Here is a 19775-nt window from a genome sequence, read left to right as displayed (position 1 = left end):
ACAAGCAGGCAACAGAGAACTCCCGAGGTCTTAACGTAGGTTTAGGGTTCAGTGACGGGGGTCACTTCCCGATCGTCGCGACGGCTGTGACCTGCGCTGCCTCGGCATACATGCCGCCGGGCCCATGGGCCCGGCGGATCCATCAACCGGGAGACCGCGTGCGGATACTTCTCGTCGAGGACGACAACCGGGTCGCCGACGCCCTGACCGGTGCCCTGCGGCGACACGGGTACGAGGTGCGCCGCGCCGCCAACGCCGCCGACGCCCTGGCCGCGCCTGCGGTCGATCTCGTCCTGCTCGACCTGGGCCTGCCGGACCGCGACGGCATCGAGGTGTGCCGGGAGCTGCGTGCCCGCGGAAGTGTTCCGGTGATCGCGGTGACCGCGCGAGGAGGCGAGCCCGACCGTGTCCGGGGACTGCGCAGCGGCGCCGACGACTACGTGGTGAAGCCGTTCGGCACGGCTGAGCTGCTCGCCCGGATCGAGGCGGTGCTCCGGCGCAGCGTGAGTCGACGCGCCCATGAGGACCGGCTCTTCGCCGTCGACGGCCTCGAGATGGACCTCGGGCGGCGCACGGTCACCGTGGACGGGCGGCCCGTGGCTCTCACCCGCAAGGAGTTCGAGGTCCTCGCTCTGCTGGCACGCGCGGGCGGGGCCGCGGTGCCCCGCGACCACATCGTGGTAGAAGTGTGGCAGACGACGTACGAGGGGATGTCACGCACCCTCGACGTCCATGTGGCCACCCTGCGCGGCAAGTTGGGGCGGGCCGGAAGCCTGGTGCAGACAATACGCGGTTTCGGCTACCGTCTCGCCGCCGCCCCGGCGGCGGCCGAAGGGTGAGGACACCGGATGCGCCGCCGACTCCTCGTCATCGTCTTCGTCCTGGTCGCGGGGCTGATCGTCGCGCTCAGCGTGCCCCTCGTACGAGCCACCGCGGAGCGTACGGTCCAGACCTCGTTCATCGGCCGGGTCGAGGACAGCGCCTGGTTCGCGGACATGGCAGCCACCGCCCTGGAGTCGGGGCGGACCGGCCGGCTGAAGGCCGCTGTCGACCGCTACGCGAGCCTCTACGACTCACGGGTCGCCGTGGTCGACGCCGACAGTGAGACCGTCGTCGCGCGGCGCCCCGTCGATCTTCAGGAACCGCAGGTGCGGTCGGCGCTGCTGCTCGCCCTGGCCGACCGGCCCCCTGAGCAGCCGAGCGTCGTGTGGCCCTGGGACGACCGCCCGTTCGTGCTGGCCGAGCCGGTCAGGCGCGACGGCCGGGTGCTGGGCGCCGTGCTGATCGTCTCGCCGACCGACCGGGCGCGTTCGGAGGTCGCCGACCATCTGACACTGGTGGCGCTGGGCAGCCTCACCGCGCTTGCCCTCGTGGTGATCGCGGTCGCGACTCCGGTGGTCCGCTGGGTGCTCCGCCCGGTCCACGATCTGGATCGCGCCACACACGAGGTCGCCCTCGGGCGCCTGAAGACCCGGGTCTCGGAGCGGGTGGGCGCACCGGAACTGCGCCGTCTCGCCAACAGCTTCAATGTGATGGCGGACAGCATGCACGCCTCCCAGGAGCAGCAGCGGGCGTTCGTGGCGCAGGCCTCCCACCAGCTGCGCAATCCGCTGACCGCGCTCCGGCTGCGGGTGGAGAACCTCGAGGATTTCGTGAACGACTCGGACGGGCTGAACGAACTGCACTGCGCGGTCGAGGAGGCCGACCGGTTCGGCGAGATTCTCGACGGGCTGCTGCGGCTGGCCAGGGCGGAGGCGTCGGTGGCGGAACGCGGACCCGTCGACGTCTCCGCCGTGGTGACGCACCGGGCCGATGCCTGGCGAACGGCCTTCGCCAGCGCCGGGGTCCGGCTCACCACAGAGGTTCCGGAAAGTGTGAGCGCGCTGTCCCTGCCCGACTGCCTCGACCACGCACTCGACACCCTGCTCGACAACGCGCTCAAGTTCGGCGGCGGCACACAGGTCGATGTCCTGGTCAGCCGCACCGCGGCCGGCGACGGCGATGAATGCGGGGACCGTGGCGGGGCGGCCGCGGGCGTGGTGGAGGTGACGGTACGGGACGCGGGCCCCGGCTTGACCGAAGAGGAACTCTCCCAGGCAGGAGGGAGGTTCTGGCGCAGCGCGCGCCACCAGAACGTCCGCGGTACGGGGCTCGGCCTCGCGCTCACCCGCACGCTGGTGGAGGCGGGCGGCGGCGAGCTGCGCCTGTCGGCCGCACAGCCCCACGGACTGGCCGCCACCGTACGGTTGCCTGCCGCCCCCGCGCTCCCCGCAGAGCGGGTGTGACGGGGTCAGGGATGTGACTCGCGATACCACCGGGCGGCGCCCGGGTGCAGCTCCAGCGGATGGGTCGCGATCGCCATACGCCGGTCGAGGCGGCGGGCCTCCGGGTGCGCGCGGATGAGCCGGGGCTGCCCCTCGAACAGCAGCCGCGTCAGCCAGTACGCCTCCGAGTCCGGCATGTCCCGCCGCACCACCAGGAAGTTCGGCACGCTCACCGTGGTCACCGCGCTCTGCGCCGCCCCGTAGACGACGGCGGGCACGGTGGTCTCGGTGTAGAGCTCGCCGTAGGACCGGGTGAGTTCCCCGACCACGTCGCCGAGGTCGACCAGGCGGACCGTGGTGCTCCGGCGGAGGTCGGTGATCGCCCCCGTCGGCAGACCACCGCTCCAGAAGAAGGCGTCGATCCGCCCCGCCGCCAGGGCGGTCGCCGATTGGCGCACGTCCAGTCGCAGCGAGGTCACGTCGTCATCGGGGGACAACCCGGCGACCTTCAGGATGCGTTCGGCGATCAGAGCGGTGCCGGAACCCTCGGCACCCACGGAGACCCGAAGGCCGCGCAGCGCCTTCGCACCGCGGACCGGGCTGTCCGCGCGGACCACCAGCTGTACGTAGTTGTCGTAGAGCGCGGCGAGTGCCACGACGGGCAGCTGACGGGAAAAGGGCGGGCGCCCGGCGACGGCGTCGGCGGCGGAATCGGCGAGCGCGAAGCCTGCCTTAGCCTGTCCGGTGTCCACCCGGCGTAGGTTGTCCACGCTGCCCCCGGTGTGCAGTACCCGCGCCGAGGCGTCGGGCAGCCGGCGCTCGATGAGGTCTGCATAGCCGGCCCCGTAGTCCGCGTAGACGCCGCCCACGTTGCCGGTGGCCAAAGTGATCCGACCGGACGGGCGGGGCGGCTCGTCGCTCCCGCCGCACCCGGCGAGCAGCAGCGCCACGGCAACAGCGGTGGCGAGTACGCGTGCCACCCGCATGCGGACCCTCCCTCGATGTGGCGAGCTGCGTACGGGCTGCCCGTGCCCGGCCGTGGGACGCGCTCCGACGGCTCGACTCGATCAGACTAACCGCCTCGGGAGACGGCGGCCGTGACCAGGAGGCCGGCGGCCGCGATCGCCGATCTCAGTGGTCGTCAGCGGCGGTGCTGCCATACGGCCAGCCAGCCAGCCAGCTCCGGCGGCCGGAAGCGGCCCCGGCACTTTCATGGTCGCCTGCGTCCGGTCCGGGTGGATGACCAGCGGAAACGCTGTGGAGCGAAGCGCGCCCGGGCATGCCGGGCGACCAGGCGCTCGGCTACACCGTCACCCTCAACCCGATGGAAGCCGCGGCCCGACCGGCCAGGCCGGACACCCGACGGCTCTACGACCGTCGGGCACCCAACCCTGCCCACACCCCTGATCTGCGGCTCGTCGTCAGCCGCTTCACCGCGGTGCCCTTCGCCTTCGCTGCCATTCTCTTCTACAGCACCTACAAGCTCCTCAAGAACTGGGAGACACAGTGACAGAGCATCCGGTGATCGGCTACCTCGTCTGGGCCCTGCTTTTCGGCGCCATCTTCGCCTGGGAAGGCATCGGCCTGCTGCGGCCGCACGACGGCTTTCCCACCCTCAGCGACGCAACCAGGGCCGTCATGAGCTACCCCGTCGGCCGCTGGGCCCTGTTCGCCCTGTGGCTGTGGTTCGGCTGGCACACCTTCGTCCGCGGCTGGCACTTCCTTCTCCAAGACCCCTCCTGAAAGCGATCACGCCAGGAGCCGGCCATGCTGCCCGTGTCCCTCAACATCACGCTCATGCTGACCGGTTATCTCCTGGTCATGGGCTACCTCGGCCTCGGCCTGCTCATCATGCGACGCCACCCGACCGGACCCTGGACCCTTGCGCGACGGCTCGCGCCAGAACCCGCCAGGCGCGGCTGGCCCGCACTGGTCCGCCAAGTCGCGGGCACCGCGCTCGGCGGATACATGATGCTTGTGGCCGTGGCGGTCGGCTACTACCACGGCGTCGCTCACCTGGGGGGCCGATTCCTCTCGAGCGCGGTCACGGGCCCAGCGCTGCTGGTCGGCATCACCCTGCCCGCGTTCTTTCTCACCTCATGGGTCGCCACACGCCGGCGCAGATGAGACCCGGCCACCGGCGTGCAGTGGTAAATCCGCGGTCTCTGTCCCACGGCCCACTGCATCGATGACCTCATCGGCTCCGCTCCAGCGTCGGGCGTGAGCGTGTGGTGGGCCGAGAGCTCGCCCCAGCGATCCAGAGCGCCGCGTGCGAACGAGCCCGGCCGCGGCAGTCGAGGAACGCGACTCACACCTTCTCGAAGACCATACGAACGACGGTGAAGCGGCCTTCGCGCATGAACCGGAGTGCGGTCTTCTGCTCCCTGATGATGTCGGACACCGCGCTCTCACCGATGAGTTCCGCGCCGCGTCTCCGGTTGGCCTCAGCCCGCTCCAACCAGCTCTCCACCGTGGACACGCCGTCGCTCGGGTCGTTTCGCGTCTCCACCATGCGGAACAGGCCGCGGCCGGCTTCGGTCAGTTCGTCCCGGGTCGGCAGGAAGCACTCGGGGAACACCTTCCGCGACGCGTGAAGACCTTCGCGTACGTTCTTGACACCGCCGTAGACGCCCTTGAGGCCGAGGCGTTCCTTGGCGACATGACTCCCGCCGTGCGGGGCCAGTTGCTGGGGAGGAAGCACCAGGGAAGCAAGCCAGCCGCGGTCGTTCCAGGCGTTGGCCTGCAACGACAGACGCCCGGCCGGCCGCAGCCAGGAATGGCAGCGCTGAAAGAACTCCCGGTATCGGGCGACACGCTTCGACCGCCACATGGTATTCCCGGCGAAATGCTCGATTGCCTCGATAGCGATGATGGCGTCATAGGACCCGCCTGGTTCATGATCGAACCAGTTCTCGAGCCGGACCTCGCAGCCCGGCCAGTGCTGGTCACGGGCCCACGCGGCCTGGGCGGGACTCATCGTGATCCCTACCGCGCGCTTGACGTGGTGGGTCTCCACCAGTCGGTGCAGGAGGCTGCCGTAGCCGCAGCCGACATCGAGCACCCGTTCCGCGCCCACGGCGTGCGCCGCTTCGGCGTGGTAGTCGAGCTTGCGCAGCTGGGCCGATTCGAGTGTGTCGCCCTCCTCCCACATGCCGTAGGAGAAGACGAGCTTGGGGCCCAGCGTCAGCCGGTAGAAGTCGCCCAGGAAATCGTACTGATGAAGGATCGCCTTCGACGACGTCCCCTTGTAAGAGGATCCCTTCTTGGCTCCGTGCGTCACGTTACCCACCAGTCCCTTTTCGGCGATGCAGGCCGGAAGGCCAGCGCAGGCCGCCCGTTCCACATAACCGTGTTCCAGGACCAAACCGGGGTCACACACCCGGCCTCGGACCTCAGCCCGCCCGATCGGATGCAAGTCTGACCAGCGGCGGCGGAACGGTGAACTGCTCCTTGCGGTCCCCGGGGTACTCAGGGCCCATGGGGATGGTCTCCCGGAATCGCACGGCTTCGTCCCCGGCCCCCGGGGCCGGTTCCATCGTCAGCGTGGCCTTGAACTTCCCCACCCATGCTCACGGGGCGTGGCCTGCAGCCCTTCCTGAGCGGCCAATTGCAGCTCCCCGCTCCGCAGGAGCTTCCGCCCTCCCTTCTCGCGCAGCGAGCGAGATCGCCGTGCAATCCGAGGCAGGGGCCTCGAACCTGCTGGTCGTCGTTCTTCCAGGGACTCTTCAGGGACGATCCGGCGTGCAGATGGAGAAGGCCGTGACAGAGATGAACGAGGAGAAATCCCTGATCAGGTGTGGTTTTCTCAGCACTCGATGACGTTGACCGCGAGGCCTCCGCGCGAGGTCTCCTTGTACTTCACCTTCATGTCGGCGCCGGTCTCGCGCATGGTCTTGATGACCTTGTCGAGCGAGACCACATGAGTGCCATCGCCGCGCAGCGCCATCCGCGCCGCATTGATCGCCTTGACCGAGGCGATGGCATTCCGCTCGATGCAGGGGATCTGGACCAGGCCCCCGACCGGGTCGCAGGTCAGTCCGAGGTTGTGCTCCATGCCGATCTCGGCCGCATTCTCGACCTGTTCCGGCGTGCCGCCGAGTGCCTCGGTAAGACCGGCCGCAGCCATGGAACAGGCCGACCCGACCTCGCCCTGGCAGCCCACCTCCGCCCCGGAGATCGAGGCGTTCTCCTTGAACAGTGCCCCCACCGCGCCGGCGGCGAGCAGAAAGCGGACGACTCCGTCCTCGTCGGCCCCGGGAACGAAGCGGGTGTAGTAGTGGAGCACCGCAGGCACGATCCCGGCGGCGCCGTTGGTGGGCGCCGTCACTATGCGGCCGCCCGAGGCGTTCTCCTCGTTCACGGCCAGGGCGAAGAGATTGACCCAGTCCATGACCTTCAGCGGGTCCGTGGACTGCGCGTCCTCGTCGAGGGTGCGCAGCAGCTGGGGAGCGCGACGTGGCACCTTCAGCCCCCCGGGCAGGGTGGTCTCGGTCCGTGAGCAGCCGCGGTCGACGCACTCCCGCATCACGGTCCAGATTCGCAGCAGGCCGGCTCGGACCTCGCTCTCGCTCCGCCAGGACAGTTCGTTGGCGAGCATCACTCCGCTGAGGGGCAGGCCGGACTCGTAGGCGCGCAGTAGGAGTTCGGACGCGGAGCGGAAGGGGAGGCGTACGGGCGTGTCGTGTCGCGCTCTCGTCGACGACGAAGCCCCCGCCCACCGAGTAGTACGTACGCGTCCTCAGCTCGCCGCCGTCGTCGTCCAGGGCCTGGAACCGCATGCCGTTGGGGTGGAAGGGAAGGGTGCGGCGGCGGTGCAGCACCAGGTGCTCGGGCTCGCTGAAGTCCACCTCCTTGACGCCCAGGAGTCGCAGCCGACCCGTCTCGCGGATCCGGTGCACGCGGTCGTCCACGGTGTCGGTGTCGACGGTTTCGGGGTCCTCGCCCTCCAGGCCCAGGAGTATCGCCTTGTCGCTGCCGTGACCGTGGCCGGTGGCGCCGAGGGATCCGAAGAGCTCTGCCCGCACCGAGACGGCGCGGGACAGCAGACCGTCCTCGTCCAGTGCGGTGACGAAGCGGCGGGCAGCCTTCATGGGCCCCACCGTGTGCGAGCTGGAGGGCCCGATACCCACTTTGAACAGGTCGAAGACGCTGATCGACACGTCGTTCCCTCCGGGTTCGAAGTTGTGTAGTACGCACAGCGTTGCGTAAAAAGAAACATGGAACAAGGGGTCGCCCGCCCGGAGGATGCCTTGACACGGGCTTTGGGGGACTTCAAACTGGCGTTGCGCTAACCGCAATCCGTTTCGCTATATGCACCCGAGTCACCCGAGGTGTCATGATGATTCCCGCGTGCCGTCTCGCGGATCTGCCGCGAGGCGAGGCCTGCCGGCTCGACATCGATCCGCCCGTCTCGGTGTTCCACACCGATGGCGGCGAGGTCTTCGCCATCGACGACACTTGCACCCACCAGGATGCGTCGCTCGCCGACGGCTGGCTGGAGGGCCGCGAGGTCGAATGCCCGCTGCATGCCTCGAAGTTCGACCTCCGGACGGGGGCCGTCGACTCACCGCCTGCCAAGCTCCCCGTCCGCACCCATCAGGTCCTGATCGAGGACGGCATGATCTACGTCCAGCCGTCCACGGCGGCTCCGAATCTTCCGCCCTGCATCGCGGCGCGGCTCGCCGGAGGTCTCGCGTGAGAACCGTGGCCGTGGTGGGCGCCTCGCTCGCCGGACTGTCGGCCGCACGTTCCCTGCGCAAGCAGGGCTACGACGGACGGCTCTTCTTGATCGGTGACGAGCCGCACCGCCCGTACGACAGGCCGCCGCTGTCCAAGGAGTTCCTCGCCGGCACGATCCGCGAAACGGATCTCGCGCTGGAGGCGGACGGCGAGGATCTGCAGGCGGAGTGGCTGCTCGGCGTGCGGGCCGCGGGATTCGACCCCGGTGACCACGCCGTGCGGCTTGCGGACGGCCGGTCCGTCCGGGCCGACGGGGTCGTCGTCGCCACGGGTGCGACCGCGCGCACGCTGCCGGGCGGCGAGGGCCTCACCGGGGTGCATACGCTGCGCACCCTGGACGACGCCCGTGCCCTGCGGGCCGACCTCGCCCGGGGCGGGCGGCTGGTGGTGATCGGCGGCGGGTTCATCGGCGCCGAGGTCGCCTCGACCGCGTACGGCCTGGGACTTGACGTGACGGTCGTCGAGGCGGCGCCTACTCCGCTGGCCGGACCGCTCGGCGAGGTCATGGGCGGCGTCGTCTCCACGCTCCATGCGGACCACGGCGTACGCCTGCTGTGCGGCGTCGGCGTCAAAGGGCTGAGCGGGGCGGCTCGTGTCGAGGCGGTCCTGCTCGAGGACGGCCGCAGCATCCCGGCCGACACGGTCGTCGTCGGCGTGGGCGCCCGCCCGTGCGTCGAGTGGCTGGAGGGATCCGGCGTCGTACTGGACGACGGCGTCAAGTGCGGCGTGGACGGCCGCGCAAGCGTGTCCGGTGTGGTCGCGGTCGGCGACTGCGCCTCCTGGTACGACCCGGTCGCCGGGATCCACCGTCGCGTCGAGCACTGGACCGGCGCGCGGGAACGGCCCGACGCGGCCGTGGCCGCGCTGCTGTCCGGCGGTGCGGCGACACCGGCGGTGCCCAAGCCGCCGTACTTCTGGTCGGACCAGTACGGCGTACGGATCCAGTTCGCCGGGCACTCCGCCGTGGCCGACAGTGTGACCGTCGAGGAGGGGCTCCCGGACGACCGCAGCTTCCTCGCGGTCTACAGGCGGTCGGGACATCCGGTCGCCGTTCTCGGGATGAACCAGCCGCGCCTGTTCACCCGCTGGCGCAAGCAGCTCGCCGTCGCCACGCTCTGACGCCACCCGTGCGGTGTCACCTGCTGTTGCTCATCACGCCATGTTTTGCATATCGCACCCGCCGTTCGGACTGCCTCGTCCCCGGCGCGACGACCGACCGACGACGTCACCCCGCGAGGAGTGCATTGTGACCTCGACCAGCCTGCCGGACAGCCTGATCGCCACGCTCCCCGGCTCCTATTACACCGATCCCGGGATCTTCGCCCAGGAGCAGGAGCGCATCTTCGAGGCGATGTGGTTCTGCGTCGCTCGCTCCTCCGACCTGGCCAGGCCCGGCGCCTTCCGGACCGTCGACGTGGGCCGCGAGAGCATCCTCGTCACCCGGGCCCGGGACAACTCCGTCCGAGCCTTCTTCAATGTCTGCCGGCACCGCGGCGCCAAGCTCTGCACGGAGGAGACCGGCGAGGTCAAGCGCGCCTTCCAGTGCCCGTACCACGCCTGGACGTACGACCTGACGGGCAAGCTCGTCGCGGCGCCCAACCTCACGAAGATGCCCGACATCGGCCGTGTCGAGTACGGCCTGGCGAATGTGGCCTCTCGCGAATGGCTGGGCTATGTCTGGGTCTGTCTGGCGGAGACCCCGCCCTCCTTCGAGGAACAGGTCATCGGTGAGGTCGTCGCGCGGCTCGGCGATGTGGAGTCGATCGAGCGCTACGACATGGAATGCCTCGAAGTCGGCAGGCGGATCGTCTACGACGTGAAGGCGAACTGGAAGCTCATCATCGAGAACTTCATGGAGTGCTACCACTGCGCCACGATCCACCCGGAGCTCACCGAGGTTCTGCCGGAGTTCGCCGACGGCTATGCCGCGCAGTACTACGTCGGCCACGGCGCCGAATTCGGCGCGGAGATACAGGGCTTCACCGTGGACGGCTCCGAAGGCCTGGACCGCATCCCGGGGGTCTCCGAGGACCAGGACCGCCGCTACTACGCGATCACCGTCCCGCCGCAGGTGTTCATCAATCTCGTCCCCGACCACGTGATCTTCCACCGGATGTACCCGGTCGCCGTCGACCGCACGATCGTCGAGTGCGACTGGCTCTACCTCAAGGACGTGGTGGACAGCGGCAGGGATGTCAGCCGGTCCGTGGAGCTCTTCGACCGGGTCAACCGGCAGGACTTCGACGCCTGCGAGCGCTGCCAGCCCGCGATGAGCTCCCGCCTGTACGCCAAGGGCGGGGTACTCGTACCCAGCGAGCACCACATCGGCGCGTTCCACGACTGGATCCACGAGCGCCTCGGCACCCGGCAGGCGGAGTAGTGCGGCAAGACCTGGGCCGCCGGGAATCCCCGCGGTGACCCACGCCCTACCTGCGGATCCGGCTCTACCGCGCCCGGGTCAGCCCAGGTAGCCCATTCGGTGACTGATCTCCTCGGCCCCCTTGATCAGCAGCGGGGCGACCTCGCGCATGCGCTCCTCGGTAAAGCGGTACGAGGGTCCTGAGGCGCTGAGCGCCGCGATGACCTCTCCGTCCCGGGAGCGGACCGGCGCGGCCATCGCGTGCAGTCCGAGCTCCAGTTCCCCCAGGGTCCAGGAGTAGCCGTGTTCTCTGACCTCGGCGAGGTTCTTCTCGAGCTTTGTCTTCGCGGTCAGGGTGCGCGGGGTCATCTTCTTCAGGCCCGCCTCCGACAGGAGCTCGGCACGCTCCTTGGCGGGCAGGTGGGCCAGCAGGATCTTTCCGCTGGAGGTGGCGTGCAGCGGGGTCAGCTGGCCGACCCAGTTGTGCGCCCCCACCGCCGCAGGTCCGCGCACCTGGAAGAGGTTGATCGCGAAGTGCTCCTGTCTGACGGCGACGTTGACGGTCTCGCCGATCTCCTCTGCGAGGCGCTCGCAGACCGGGCGGCCCTGCTGCGTGATGTCGATGCGGCCCGTGACCGCGCCGGCCAGGCGCACGATGCCGAAGCCGAGGCGGTACTTGCCGCGCTCGCCCGCCTGCTCCACCAGACCGCGCGCCTCCAGCGCGCCGAGCAGGCGGAATGCGGTGGATTTATGGACCTCGATCTCGGCTGCCACGTCACTGACGCCCGCTTCACCGTGTTGGGCAAGGATTTCCAGCACGCTGATCGCGCGGTCGACGGACTGGACCCCGCCGGGCTGCGAACCGGTCGTTTCGGTATCTGGACTGTAGTTGCTCACAACGAAACTATACGCGCAGTAAACAACAGCTGCGCAGAGGTCCGCACGTCTCGGTAAGTTGCGTGGCTCGCAACCTGGTGCGTATGGCGCTACTCGTACTAGCATGCCGGGCGTATCGAACGGCGCGAGCGAGACGAGGCAGCCATGGCTCCCCTGCAATACGACTTCGTCATCGTCGGCGGCGGATCGGCCGGCAGCGCACTGGCGAACCGGCTCTCCGCTGATCCGGGCAACCGCGTGCTGGTGCTGGAGGCCGGCCGGTCCGACTATCCGTGGGACGTGTTCATCCACATGCCGGCGGCGCTGACCTACCCCATCGGCAGCCGCTTCTACGACTGGAAGTACGAATCCGAGCCCGAGCCCCACATGGGCGGCCGGCGCGTCTACCACGCCCGCGGCAAGGTGCTCGGCGGCTCCAGCAGCATCAACGGCATGATCTTCCAGCGCGGCAACCCCATGGACTATGAGCGGTGGGCGGCCGACCCGGGCATGGAGGCCTGGGACTACGCCCACTGCCTGCCGTACTTCCAGCGCATGGAGAACTGCCTGGCGGCCGACCCCGACGACGAGTTCCGCGGCCACGACGGCCCCCTCGTCCTCGAACGCGGCCCGGCCTCCAGCCCGCTCTTCCCCGCCTTCCTCGAGGCCGTCCAGGAAGCCGGCTACCCCCGCACCGACGACGTCAACGGCTACCGGCAGGAAGGCTTCGCCCCCTTCGACCGCAACGTCCACCGCGGACGCCGTCTGTCGGCATCGAAGGCCTACCTCAAGCCCGTGAAGAGGCGGCCGAATCTTGACGTCAAGACCCGTGCCCTGGTCACCCGCGTGCTCTTCGAGGGCAAGCGCGCCGTCGGCGTCGAGTACCGGCGCGGCCGCGGCAAGCCCCAGCAGGTCCGCGCCCGCGAGGTCATCCTCTGCGGCGGCGCGATCAACTCCCCGCAGCTGCTGCAGCTCTCCGGCGTCGGCAACGCCGAGGAGCTGAGCACGCTCGGCATCGACGTCGTCCATGACCTCCCGGGCGTCGGCGAGAACATGCAGGACCATCTGGAGGTGTACGTCCAGTACGCCTGCAAGCAGCCTGTCTCCATGCAGCCGTACATGGCGAAGTGGCGCGCCCCGTTCATCGGCCTCCAGTGGCTCTTCCGCAAGGGCCCGGCCGCGACCAACCACTTCGAGGCCGGCGGCTTCGCACGCAGCAACGAGGACGTGGACTACCCCAACCTGATGTTCCACTTCCTGCCCATTGCGGTCCGCTACGACGGCTCCTCGCCGTCGGGCGGGCACGGCTACCAGGTGCACGTCGGACCCATGTACTCCGACGCCCTCGGCTCCGTGAAGATCAAGAGCAAGGACCCGCGCGAGCACCCGGCCCTGCGCTTCAACTATCTGTCCACCGAACAGGACCGCCGCGAGTGGGCCGAGGCGATCCGGGTGACCCGCAAGCTCCTCAACCAGCCCGCGCTCGCCCCGTACAACGACGGAGAGATCTCACCCGGGCCGTCCGTGGAGAGCGACGAGGAGATCCTTGCCTGGGTCGCGAAGGAGGGCGAGACGGCTCTGCACCCGTCCTGCACCTGCAAGATGGGCACCGACGAGATGGCCGTGGTCGACCCGGAGAGCATGCGGGTGCACGGCGTGGAGGGGCTGCGCGTCGTGGACGCCTCCGTGATGCCGTACGTCACCAACGGGAACATCTACGCACCCGTGATGATGATCGCCGAGAAGGCCGCCGACCTAATCCTCGGCAAGGAGCCGCTTCCGCCCTCCAAGGCCCAGTACTACCGGCACCGCGACCCACGGTGAGAACACTGCTGAAGAGCGTCCGCTACGAGGTCCTGCCGGCGAAGTCCACGCAGGACAAGGTGCTCGCCCATGTGCCGCGCGACGTGGTGGTCACGGTCACCGCGTCGCCGGTCAAGGGTCTTGAGCCGACCCTTGACCTCGCGACCCGGCTGGCGGCGCACGGCTACCGCGTCGTGCCGCACGTGCCCGCGCGGCTGCTGCGGGACGGCACCCACGTGGCGGAGGTCGTCCACCGGCTGCGCGAGGCAGGCGTGGACGACGTCTTCGTACCTGCAGGGGACGCCGATCCGCCCGCAGGCCCGTACGAGGGCGCACTGCCCGTGCTTCGGCACCTCGCCGAGCTGGGCAGCCCCTTCGCCAGGGTCGGCATCACCGGCTACCCGGAGAGTCATCCGCTCATCGACGACGACGTCACCATCCAGGCGATGTGGGACAAGCACGCCCATGCGACGTACATAGTCAGCAACCTGTGCTTCGACTCGCGTGTGCTGGGGGAGTGGGTGACGCGGGTACGGCGGCGCGATGTCACGCTCCCGGTGTACGTGGGCGTGGCCGGGCCCGTCGAGCGTACGAAGCTGCTTGCGATGGCGGCGAAGATCGGCGTGGGGGAGTCGGCGCGCTTCCTGGCCCGGCACGCCTCCTGGTTCGTGCGCTTCGCGGTGCCGGGCGGCTACGCGCCGGAGCGGCTGCTGCGGCGCAGTGCGCCCGTGCTGACCGCGCCTTCGGCGGCGGTGGCGGGCCTGCACGTGTTCACGTTCAACCAGATCGCCGAGACGGAGCGTTGGAGGCAGGCCATGCTGGACCGCCTCGACGGGTGTTAGCCCGCCCCCACCCCGCCCCTTCCCGCTGTATCGATGTGCGGCTCCGCCCCGTGGGGGGCGCCGCCCCAGACCCCGGTACACCCTTCGGGCGTTGTCCTCAATCTCCCCCCGGACTTCGTCCGGGGGCCCCAACGGGCTCCATTGGAGCCCCTCCGGCGATTGAGGAGCGGGGGTCCGGGGGCGGAGCCCCCGGTTACAGGCTCAGCGGAAAACCACCGTACGGTTCCCGTCGATCATGACGCGGCTCTCGCTGTGCCACTTCACCGCATGCGCCAGCACCTGCGCCTCCACGTCCCGCCCCACCGTGACCAGCTCGTCCGGGTCGAGCGAGTGATCCACGCGGACCACGTCCTGCTCGATGATCTGCCCCTCGTCCAGGTCCGGCGTCACATAGTGCGCCGTGGCGCCGACGAGCTTCACGCCGCGGTCGTACGCCTGCCCGTACGGGCGTGCGCCCTTGAAACTCGGCAGGAAGGAGTGATGGATGTTGATGGCCCGGCCCTCGAGCTGCTTGCACAGGTCGTCGGAGAGGATCTGCATGTAGCGGGCGAGCACCACCAGGTCGATGTCCAGCTCACGCACCAGCTCCAGAAGACGTGCCTCGGCGTCGGCCTTGGTGTCCCTGGTCACCGGGATGTGGTGGAAGGGGATGCCGTAGGTCCCGGCCAGTTCCTCGAACTCCTCGTGGTTGGAGACGATGGCCGGGATTTCGATGTTGAGCGCGCCGGTGCGCCGGCGGAAGAGCAGGTCGTTCAGGCAGTGGCCGAATTTCGACACCATGATGAGCGTGCGGGTCGGGGTCGAGGCGTCCTGGAGGGTCCACGAGATCCGGTAGGCCTCGGCGACGGGGCCGAATCGGTCACGCAGGTGTTTCACATCGGTGTCGGGGTCGGACACACCGAAGTGGACCCTCATGAAGAAACGGTCCTGAAGCCGGTCGTCGAACTGCTGGCTCTCCAGGATGTTGCCGGAGTTCCTGACCAGGTAGCCGCTCACGGCGTGCACCAGTCCGGGCTGGTCCGGGCACGAGAGCGTGAGGACGTATTCGCGGCCAGGTTGCGGTCGAGGGGACATACATGGCCTCCGTTGGTGCGTATTGCACAACACGGTGAGTGATACGCAACATGGTCAGCCCCTTGTGGGCCGTGGTCAAGAGAGTCGGGACAACTGGGTCTCGGGGAGGAATCGGCCTGTCTCGTCCTCTTGACGCGGGTCACACGTTCGGCCATGGTGTTCCACCACAAGCAATGCGGTGCATGATGCGCAACGAACTTCGGTCGAAGGGCTCCGCTCGTGGCAGATCTGTATCTGGACGGAGAATGGCGCGATCCGGTGGCCGGAGGCCGCCGGGAGATCCTCTGCCCCGCAGATGGCACGCTTGCGGCGGTCGTGTCCGAAGGGACGCGGGCCGACAGCGAGGCCGCGATCGCAGCGGCCCGCCGGGCTTTCGACGAAGGCTCCTGGCCGCGAACCCCCGAGCGGGAGCGTGGCGCGCTGCTGCTGCGCACCGCCGATCTGATCGAGCGCGACGCCAAGGAGTTCGCCCGCGCCGAATCGCTGGACACCGGCAAGCGACTGGTGGAGAGCGAGTACGACATCGCCGATGTGGTCTCCTGCTTCCGCTACTACGGCGGGATCGCGGGCACCAGCACCGGCCGGGTGGTCGACACCGGACGCGACGACGCCGTCAGCCGTGTCACGTATGAACCGGTCGGCGTGTGCGGGTTGATCACCCCGTGGAACTACCCGCTGCTCCAGGCGTCGTGGAAGGTCGCCCCCGCTCTTGTGGCCGGCAACACGATCGTTGTGAAGCCGAGCGAGCTCACCCCCTCCACAACCATCCTGCTGATGCGGGCACTGGAGGAGGCCGGTCTGCCGGCCGGTGCCGCCAACCTTGTGCTGGGCTCCGGTCCCGAGGTGGGCGCACCGCTGTCGGAAGACCCTGCCGTCGACATGATCTCCTTCACCGGGGGCCTGGACACCGGCCGAAGGATCATGGCCACTGCCGCCGCGACCGTGAAGAAGGTCGCCCTCGAACTGGGCGGCAAGAACCCCAACGTCGTCTTCGCCGACGCCAATTTCGAGACCGCGGTGGACTTCGCTCTCACGGCCGTCTTCCTGCATTCGGGGCAGGTCTGCTCGGCTGGCGCCCGCCTCATCGTCGAGGACTCCCTCCACGACGCCTTCGTCGACGAGGTCGTGCGGCGCGCCGGGCGCATCCGTCTGGGCGGCCCCTTCGATCCCGAGGCCGATACGGGACCGCTGGTCTCTGCACAGCACCGGGAGAAGGTCGAAGCCTATGTCGCGGCGGGCCTGGCCGAGGGCGCCGTACTTCGCTGCGGAGGCACGCGCCCCGAGGACCGCGCGCTCGGGAACGGCTACTACTACCCGCCGACCGTGCTCGACGAGTGCCGCCAGGACATGCGCGTGGTGCATGAGGAGTCCTTCGGACCCGTGCTCACCGTCGAGCGCTTCAGCGGCGAGGACGACGCCGTACGTATCGCCAATGACACCGAGTACGGACTCGCCGGAGCCGTATGGACGCAGGACGCCGGCAAGGCCCAGCGGGTCGCGCGGCGGCTGCGCCACGGCACCGTGTGGATCAACGACTACCACCCCTATGTACCGCAGGCGGAATGGGGTGGCTTCGGGCACTCGGGCGTGGGCCGGGAACTGGGGCCGACGGGCCTGGACGAATACCGCGAGCCCAAGCACATCTGGCAGAACATCCAACCCCGGCCGCAGCACTGGTTCCGCGGCTGAACGCCGAAGAGAGGTCGATCGTGACCCCAACGCAGACTGAAATGCCGCAGCGGCGCGGCATGTCCAAGGACCAGGACCGGCCACCGGTCATCTCCGTGCGCGGGCTGTGGAAGGTGTTCGGACCGAAGGCCGACCAGGTGCCGGATTCCGAGGAGCTGTGCGGACTTACGCGCCGCGAGCTCATGGACCGCACGGGATGCACCGCCGCCGTACGGGATGTGAACTTCGACGTGTCGCCCGGCGAGGTCTTCGTCGTCATGGGCCTGTCCGGCTCCGGCAAGTCCACATTGGTGCGATGTCTCACCCGGCTGATCGAACCCACCGCGGGCGAAGTCAACTTCGAGGGCGAGGACATCCGCGGCGCGGACGCCAAACGGCTGCGCGAGCTGCGGCGCCGCAAGTTCTCCATGGTCTTCCAGCACTTCGGACTGCTGCCGCACCGCAGGGTTGTCGACAACGTCTCGTACGGCCTGGAGATACGCGGCATGGGCAAGGCCGAGCGCGCCAAGCGGGCCCTGGAGGTCGTCGAACTGGTCGGCCTGGCCGGATACGAGAACTCCTACCCCGATCAGCTCTCCGGCGGGATGCAGCAGCGCGTCGGTCTCGCCCGGGCGCTCGCCGGTGACCCGGACGTGCTCTTCTTCGACGAGCCGTTCTCCGCGCTCGACCCGATGATCCGGCGCGACATGCAGAACGAGGTCATCCGCCTGCACCACGAGGTCGGCAAGACCATGGTGTTCATCACCCACGACCTGTCCGAGGCGCTCAAGCTCGGCGATCGCATCCTCATCATGCGCGACGGCAAGATGGTCCAGTGCGGCACCGGTGACGAGCTGGTCGGCGCGCCCGCCGACGACTATGTCCGCGAGTTCGTCAAGGATGTGTCCCGCGCCGAAGTCCTTACCCTGCGCTGGATCATGCGGGACCCCGAGCCCGGAGACGCCCTCGACGGCCCGGAGCTGGGGCCGGACGTCGTGGTGCGCGAGGCGACGCGGGCGGTGCTCGCCGCCGACAGGCCGGTCAAGGTCGTCGAGGGCGGGCGGCTGCTGGGCATCGTCGGCGACGAGGAGATCCTCGCGGTCGTGGCCGGGCAGGAAGGCGGCGCGTGATGGCCGTCGTCGTCAAAACAGCCGCACCTGTCGCCTCCGTACGCCGGGTCAGCCGCCGCGTCGTGGTGGCCGCGATCGTGATCGCCTGGCTGGTGCTGTTTGCCGCCCTGCGCGGGCGGCAGACCCTGGCGCTGGCGGCGGCCGACCTGACGGACCTGCACCGCTGGTTCAACTCGGTCAACGACAGTATCGGGGCGAACCGCAACAGCAACCCGCTCTTCCTCTACTTCTTCAACGAGATCCGACTGGTCATCGACAATCTCGTCACCTTCGTCCAGTCGCTGATCTCCCAGCCGCAGGACGGGCGTCCGGTCCCCGTCATCGGCTGGCTGGGCGTTGTCGCCCTCGCCGGCTATGTCTCCTGGGCGTTCGGGAACATCCGCGTCGCGGCACTGGCCGTGGCCGGGTTCGTCTTCCTCGGGCTGCAGGGGCTGTGGCAGGAGAGCATGGACACGCTGGCCCTGACCCTGTCGGCGGTCTTCGTCTCTCTGCTCATCGGCATCCCGCTCGGCATCTGGGCCGGGCTCTCCGACCGGGTGAACCGCGCCATCACGCCGTTCCTGGACTTCATGCAGACGATGCCGACCTTCGTCTATCTGGCACCACTCACCCTGTTCTTCCTCATCGGCCCGGCATCCGCCACGATCGCCACGCTCATCTACGCCGCGCCTCCCGCCATCCGCATCACCGCGCACGCCATCCGCTCGGTGCCCGCCACCACGGTCGAGGCCGCCGAGTCGCTGGGATCCACCCGGCGGCAGACGCTCACCAAGGTGCTGCTGCCCATGTCCAAGCGGACCGTCGTGATGGGCGTGAACCAGACCATCATGGCCGCGCTGTCCATGGTCACCATCGCCGCTCTGATCGACGCGCCCGGTCTGGGCAAGACCGTCGTCAAGGCGCTGCAGACCCTCGACGTCGGTGTCGCCTTCAACGCCGGCCTCGCCATCGTCGTCATGGCCATCGTGCTGGACCGGGTGACGACCGCGGCAGGGGAGCGCGTAGAGGCCGCGAGGAAGCGTGGCGCCGGCCGCTTCACGAAGTGGCGCCGTCCCCTGCTGCTGGCCGGCGGCGTGGCGGCCGCTGTGTGCGTGTGGCTGTCCCACACCTATGTATGGGCAGCCCAGTTCCCCGGCGACGCCGGAGTCGGCGGCGCGATCGCGCGCACGGCGGACTCGGTCACGCTATGGACGCAGGACACCTTCGGCGGACTGACCAACGGAACCAGGGACCTGATCACCACAGCGCTGCTCAACCCCTTCGAGACGCTGCTCACCGAGTCACCCTGGTGGCTGGTCGGCGTCGTCCTCGTCGCCGTCGGCTCAGTGCTCGGCGGGTGGCGCGCGGGTGTCACGGCGGCGGTCTGTGTGGCTCTGCTCGTCGGGACCGGGGTGTGGTCGGACAGCATGACGACGCTGGCCTCCACGGCGGTGGCCACCCTGATCGTCATGTTGCTCGGCGTCGTGGTCGGTGTCTGGATGGGCCGCAGTGCGCTGGTCGACCGGTTGATCAGACCCAGCCTCGACGCGGGCCAGACCATGCCCTCGTTCGTGTACTTGGTGCCGTTCCTGGCGCTGTTCGGTGCGACGCGCTTCACGGCGATCATCGCCGCGGTCGTCTTCGCGGCCCCCGTGACGATCAAGATCATCGCGGACGGTGTGCGAGCGGTGCCACAGACCACGGTGGAGGCTGCCACGGCAGCCGGCTCCAGCACCTGGCAGATCATCACCAAGGTCCAGCTCCCCATGTCACGCAGCGCCCTGACACTCGCGACCAACCAGGGACTGATCTACGTCCTGTCCATGGTGGTCGTGGGCGGTCTCGTCGGTGCGGGCGCCCTGGGCTACGACGTCGTAGCCGGTTTCTCCCAGGGCCAGTTGTACGGCAAGGGCCTCGCGGCAGGACTCGCCATCGTTCTGCTCGGGGTCATGTTCGACCGGATAACCCAGGCAGCGGCACGGCGCACGACGCGAATGCCCGGCGCCCGCTAAGCCGGCCACAACCAGCGGCCACAGGAAAG

The 19775-nt window shown here is 69.1% G+C and carries 17 protein-coding genes and 1 pseudogene; 13 read left to right on the top strand and 5 right to left on the bottom strand.

Features of this window, described 5'->3' with window-relative positions:
- Nucleotides 1-158 precede the first annotated feature (158 nt).
- Entirely contained in the window at nt 159-839 is a 681-nt protein-coding gene (locus ACH492_RS12945) for a response regulator transcription factor (RefSeq protein ID WP_398985706.1), read from the top strand.
- A gap of 9 nt (nt 840-848) precedes the next feature.
- Nucleotides 849-2285, top strand: coding sequence for an ATP-binding protein (locus tag ACH492_RS12940; RefSeq protein WP_398985704.1), 1437 nt, complete (start codon nt 849-851; stop codon nt 2283-2285).
- A gap of 5 nt (nt 2286-2290) precedes the next feature.
- Here ACH492_RS12940 and ACH492_RS12935 read toward each other — a convergent pair whose 3' ends face one another.
- Nucleotides 2291-3250: a TAXI family TRAP transporter solute-binding subunit gene (locus ACH492_RS12935; RefSeq protein WP_398985702.1), complete on the bottom strand. Its 960-nt coding sequence runs from the start codon at nt 3248-3250 to the stop codon at nt 2291-2293.
- A 293-nt stretch (nt 3251-3543) separates the two neighbouring features.
- Between ACH492_RS12935 and ACH492_RS12930 the strand changes: the two genes are divergently transcribed.
- From ACH492_RS12930 to ACH492_RS12920, 3 genes are read left to right on the top strand one after another with little or no spacing between them, the layout of a single operon-like run.
- Nucleotides 3544-3774 carry a hypothetical protein gene (locus tag ACH492_RS12930; RefSeq protein ID WP_398986239.1) on the top strand — a complete coding sequence of 77 codons (231 nt, stop codon included), beginning with the start codon at nt 3544-3546 and terminating at the stop codon, nt 3772-3774.
- Complete coding sequence (locus tag ACH492_RS12925) at nt 3771-4007, top strand: DUF6186 family protein (RefSeq protein ID WP_398985700.1); 237 nt, start codon at nt 3771-3773, stop codon at nt 4005-4007. The genes ACH492_RS12930 and ACH492_RS12925 overlap by 4 nt, the downstream gene beginning before the upstream one ends.
- Nucleotides 4008-4031: 24 nt before the next feature.
- Nucleotides 4032-4391: a DUF6256 family protein gene (locus ACH492_RS12920; protein ID WP_398985698.1), complete on the top strand. Its 360-nt coding sequence runs from the start codon at nt 4032-4034 to the stop codon at nt 4389-4391.
- 181 nt (nt 4392-4572) lie between these two features.
- On the opposite strand, the gene ACH492_RS12915 is transcribed toward ACH492_RS12920, so the two are convergent.
- A complete protein-coding gene (locus ACH492_RS12915; protein ID WP_398985696.1) occupies nt 4573-5607 on the bottom strand; it encodes an SAM-dependent methyltransferase in 1035 nt (344 codons plus the stop codon).
- Nucleotides 5608-6069: 462 nt separating this feature from the next.
- Nucleotides 6070-7423 (bottom strand): annotated as a pseudogene (locus tag ACH492_RS12910) (L-serine ammonia-lyase).
- A gap of 176 nt (nt 7424-7599) precedes the next feature.
- On the opposite strand from ACH492_RS12910, the gene ACH492_RS12905 reads away from it, so the two are divergent.
- The 3 genes from ACH492_RS12905 to ACH492_RS12895 all read left to right on the top strand — a co-directional run bounded on the left by ACH492_RS12905 (nt 7600) and on the right by ACH492_RS12895 (nt 10383).
- Nucleotides 7600-7962, top strand: a complete 363-nt coding sequence (locus ACH492_RS12905; protein WP_398985694.1) for a bifunctional 3-phenylpropionate/cinnamic acid dioxygenase ferredoxin subunit — start codon at nt 7600-7602, stop codon at nt 7960-7962.
- Nucleotides 7959-9122 (top strand): NAD(P)/FAD-dependent oxidoreductase, encoded by a 1164-nt coding sequence (locus ACH492_RS12900; protein WP_398985692.1) that lies wholly within the window; start codon nt 7959-7961, stop codon nt 9120-9122. The genes ACH492_RS12905 and ACH492_RS12900 overlap by 4 nt, the downstream gene beginning before the upstream one ends.
- A gap of 127 nt (nt 9123-9249) precedes the next feature.
- Nucleotides 9250-10383, top strand: a complete 1134-nt coding sequence (locus ACH492_RS12895; protein ID WP_398985690.1) for an aromatic ring-hydroxylating dioxygenase subunit alpha — start codon at nt 9250-9252, stop codon at nt 10381-10383.
- A 78-nt stretch (nt 10384-10461) separates the two neighbouring features.
- Here ACH492_RS12895 and ACH492_RS12890 read toward each other — a convergent pair whose 3' ends face one another.
- Nucleotides 10462-11259 (bottom strand): IclR family transcriptional regulator, encoded by a 798-nt coding sequence (locus ACH492_RS12890; RefSeq protein ID WP_398985688.1) that lies wholly within the window; start codon nt 11257-11259, stop codon nt 10462-10464.
- A 144-nt stretch (nt 11260-11403) separates the two neighbouring features.
- Between ACH492_RS12890 and betA the strand changes: the two genes are divergently transcribed.
- Nucleotides 11404-13062: a choline dehydrogenase gene (betA, locus tag ACH492_RS12885; RefSeq protein ID WP_398985686.1), complete on the top strand. Its 1659-nt coding sequence runs from the start codon at nt 11404-11406 to the stop codon at nt 13060-13062.
- Nucleotides 13059-13883 (top strand): 5,10-methylenetetrahydrofolate reductase, encoded by an 825-nt coding sequence (locus ACH492_RS12880; RefSeq protein ID WP_398985684.1) that lies wholly within the window; start codon nt 13059-13061, stop codon nt 13881-13883. The genes betA and ACH492_RS12880 overlap by 4 nt, the downstream gene beginning before the upstream one ends.
- 201 nt (nt 13884-14084) lie before the next feature.
- Here the strand turns inward: ACH492_RS12880 and purU are convergent, their stop codons facing one another.
- Nucleotides 14085-14957, bottom strand: coding sequence for a formyltetrahydrofolate deformylase (gene purU / locus ACH492_RS12875; protein ID WP_398985682.1), 873 nt, complete (start codon nt 14955-14957; stop codon nt 14085-14087).
- A gap of 219 nt (nt 14958-15176) precedes the next feature.
- On the opposite strand from purU, the gene ACH492_RS12870 reads away from it, so the two are divergent.
- From ACH492_RS12870 to ACH492_RS12860, 3 genes are read left to right on the top strand one after another with little or no spacing between them, the layout of a single operon-like run.
- Nucleotides 15177-16646 (top strand): aldehyde dehydrogenase family protein, encoded by a 1470-nt coding sequence (locus ACH492_RS12870; RefSeq protein ID WP_398985680.1) that lies wholly within the window; start codon nt 15177-15179, stop codon nt 16644-16646.
- 20 nt (nt 16647-16666) lie between these two features.
- A complete protein-coding gene (locus ACH492_RS12865; protein WP_398985679.1) occupies nt 16667-17755 on the top strand; it encodes a glycine betaine/L-proline ABC transporter ATP-binding protein in 1089 nt (362 codons plus the stop codon).
- Nucleotides 17755-19746 (top strand): ABC transporter permease, encoded by a 1992-nt coding sequence (locus ACH492_RS12860; protein WP_398985677.1) that lies wholly within the window; start codon nt 17755-17757, stop codon nt 19744-19746. The genes ACH492_RS12865 and ACH492_RS12860 overlap by 1 nt, the downstream gene beginning before the upstream one ends.
- The last annotated feature ends 29 nt before the right edge of the window (nt 19747-19775 follow it).

Source organism: Streptomyces sp. NPDC019443, assembly GCF_044389785.1.
Taxonomy (GTDB): Bacteria; Actinomycetota; Actinomycetes; order Streptomycetales; family Streptomycetaceae; genus Streptomyces.
The sequence above is the reverse complement of the archived record's forward strand: the minus strand, read 5'-3'. Positions and strand labels throughout refer to the sequence as shown.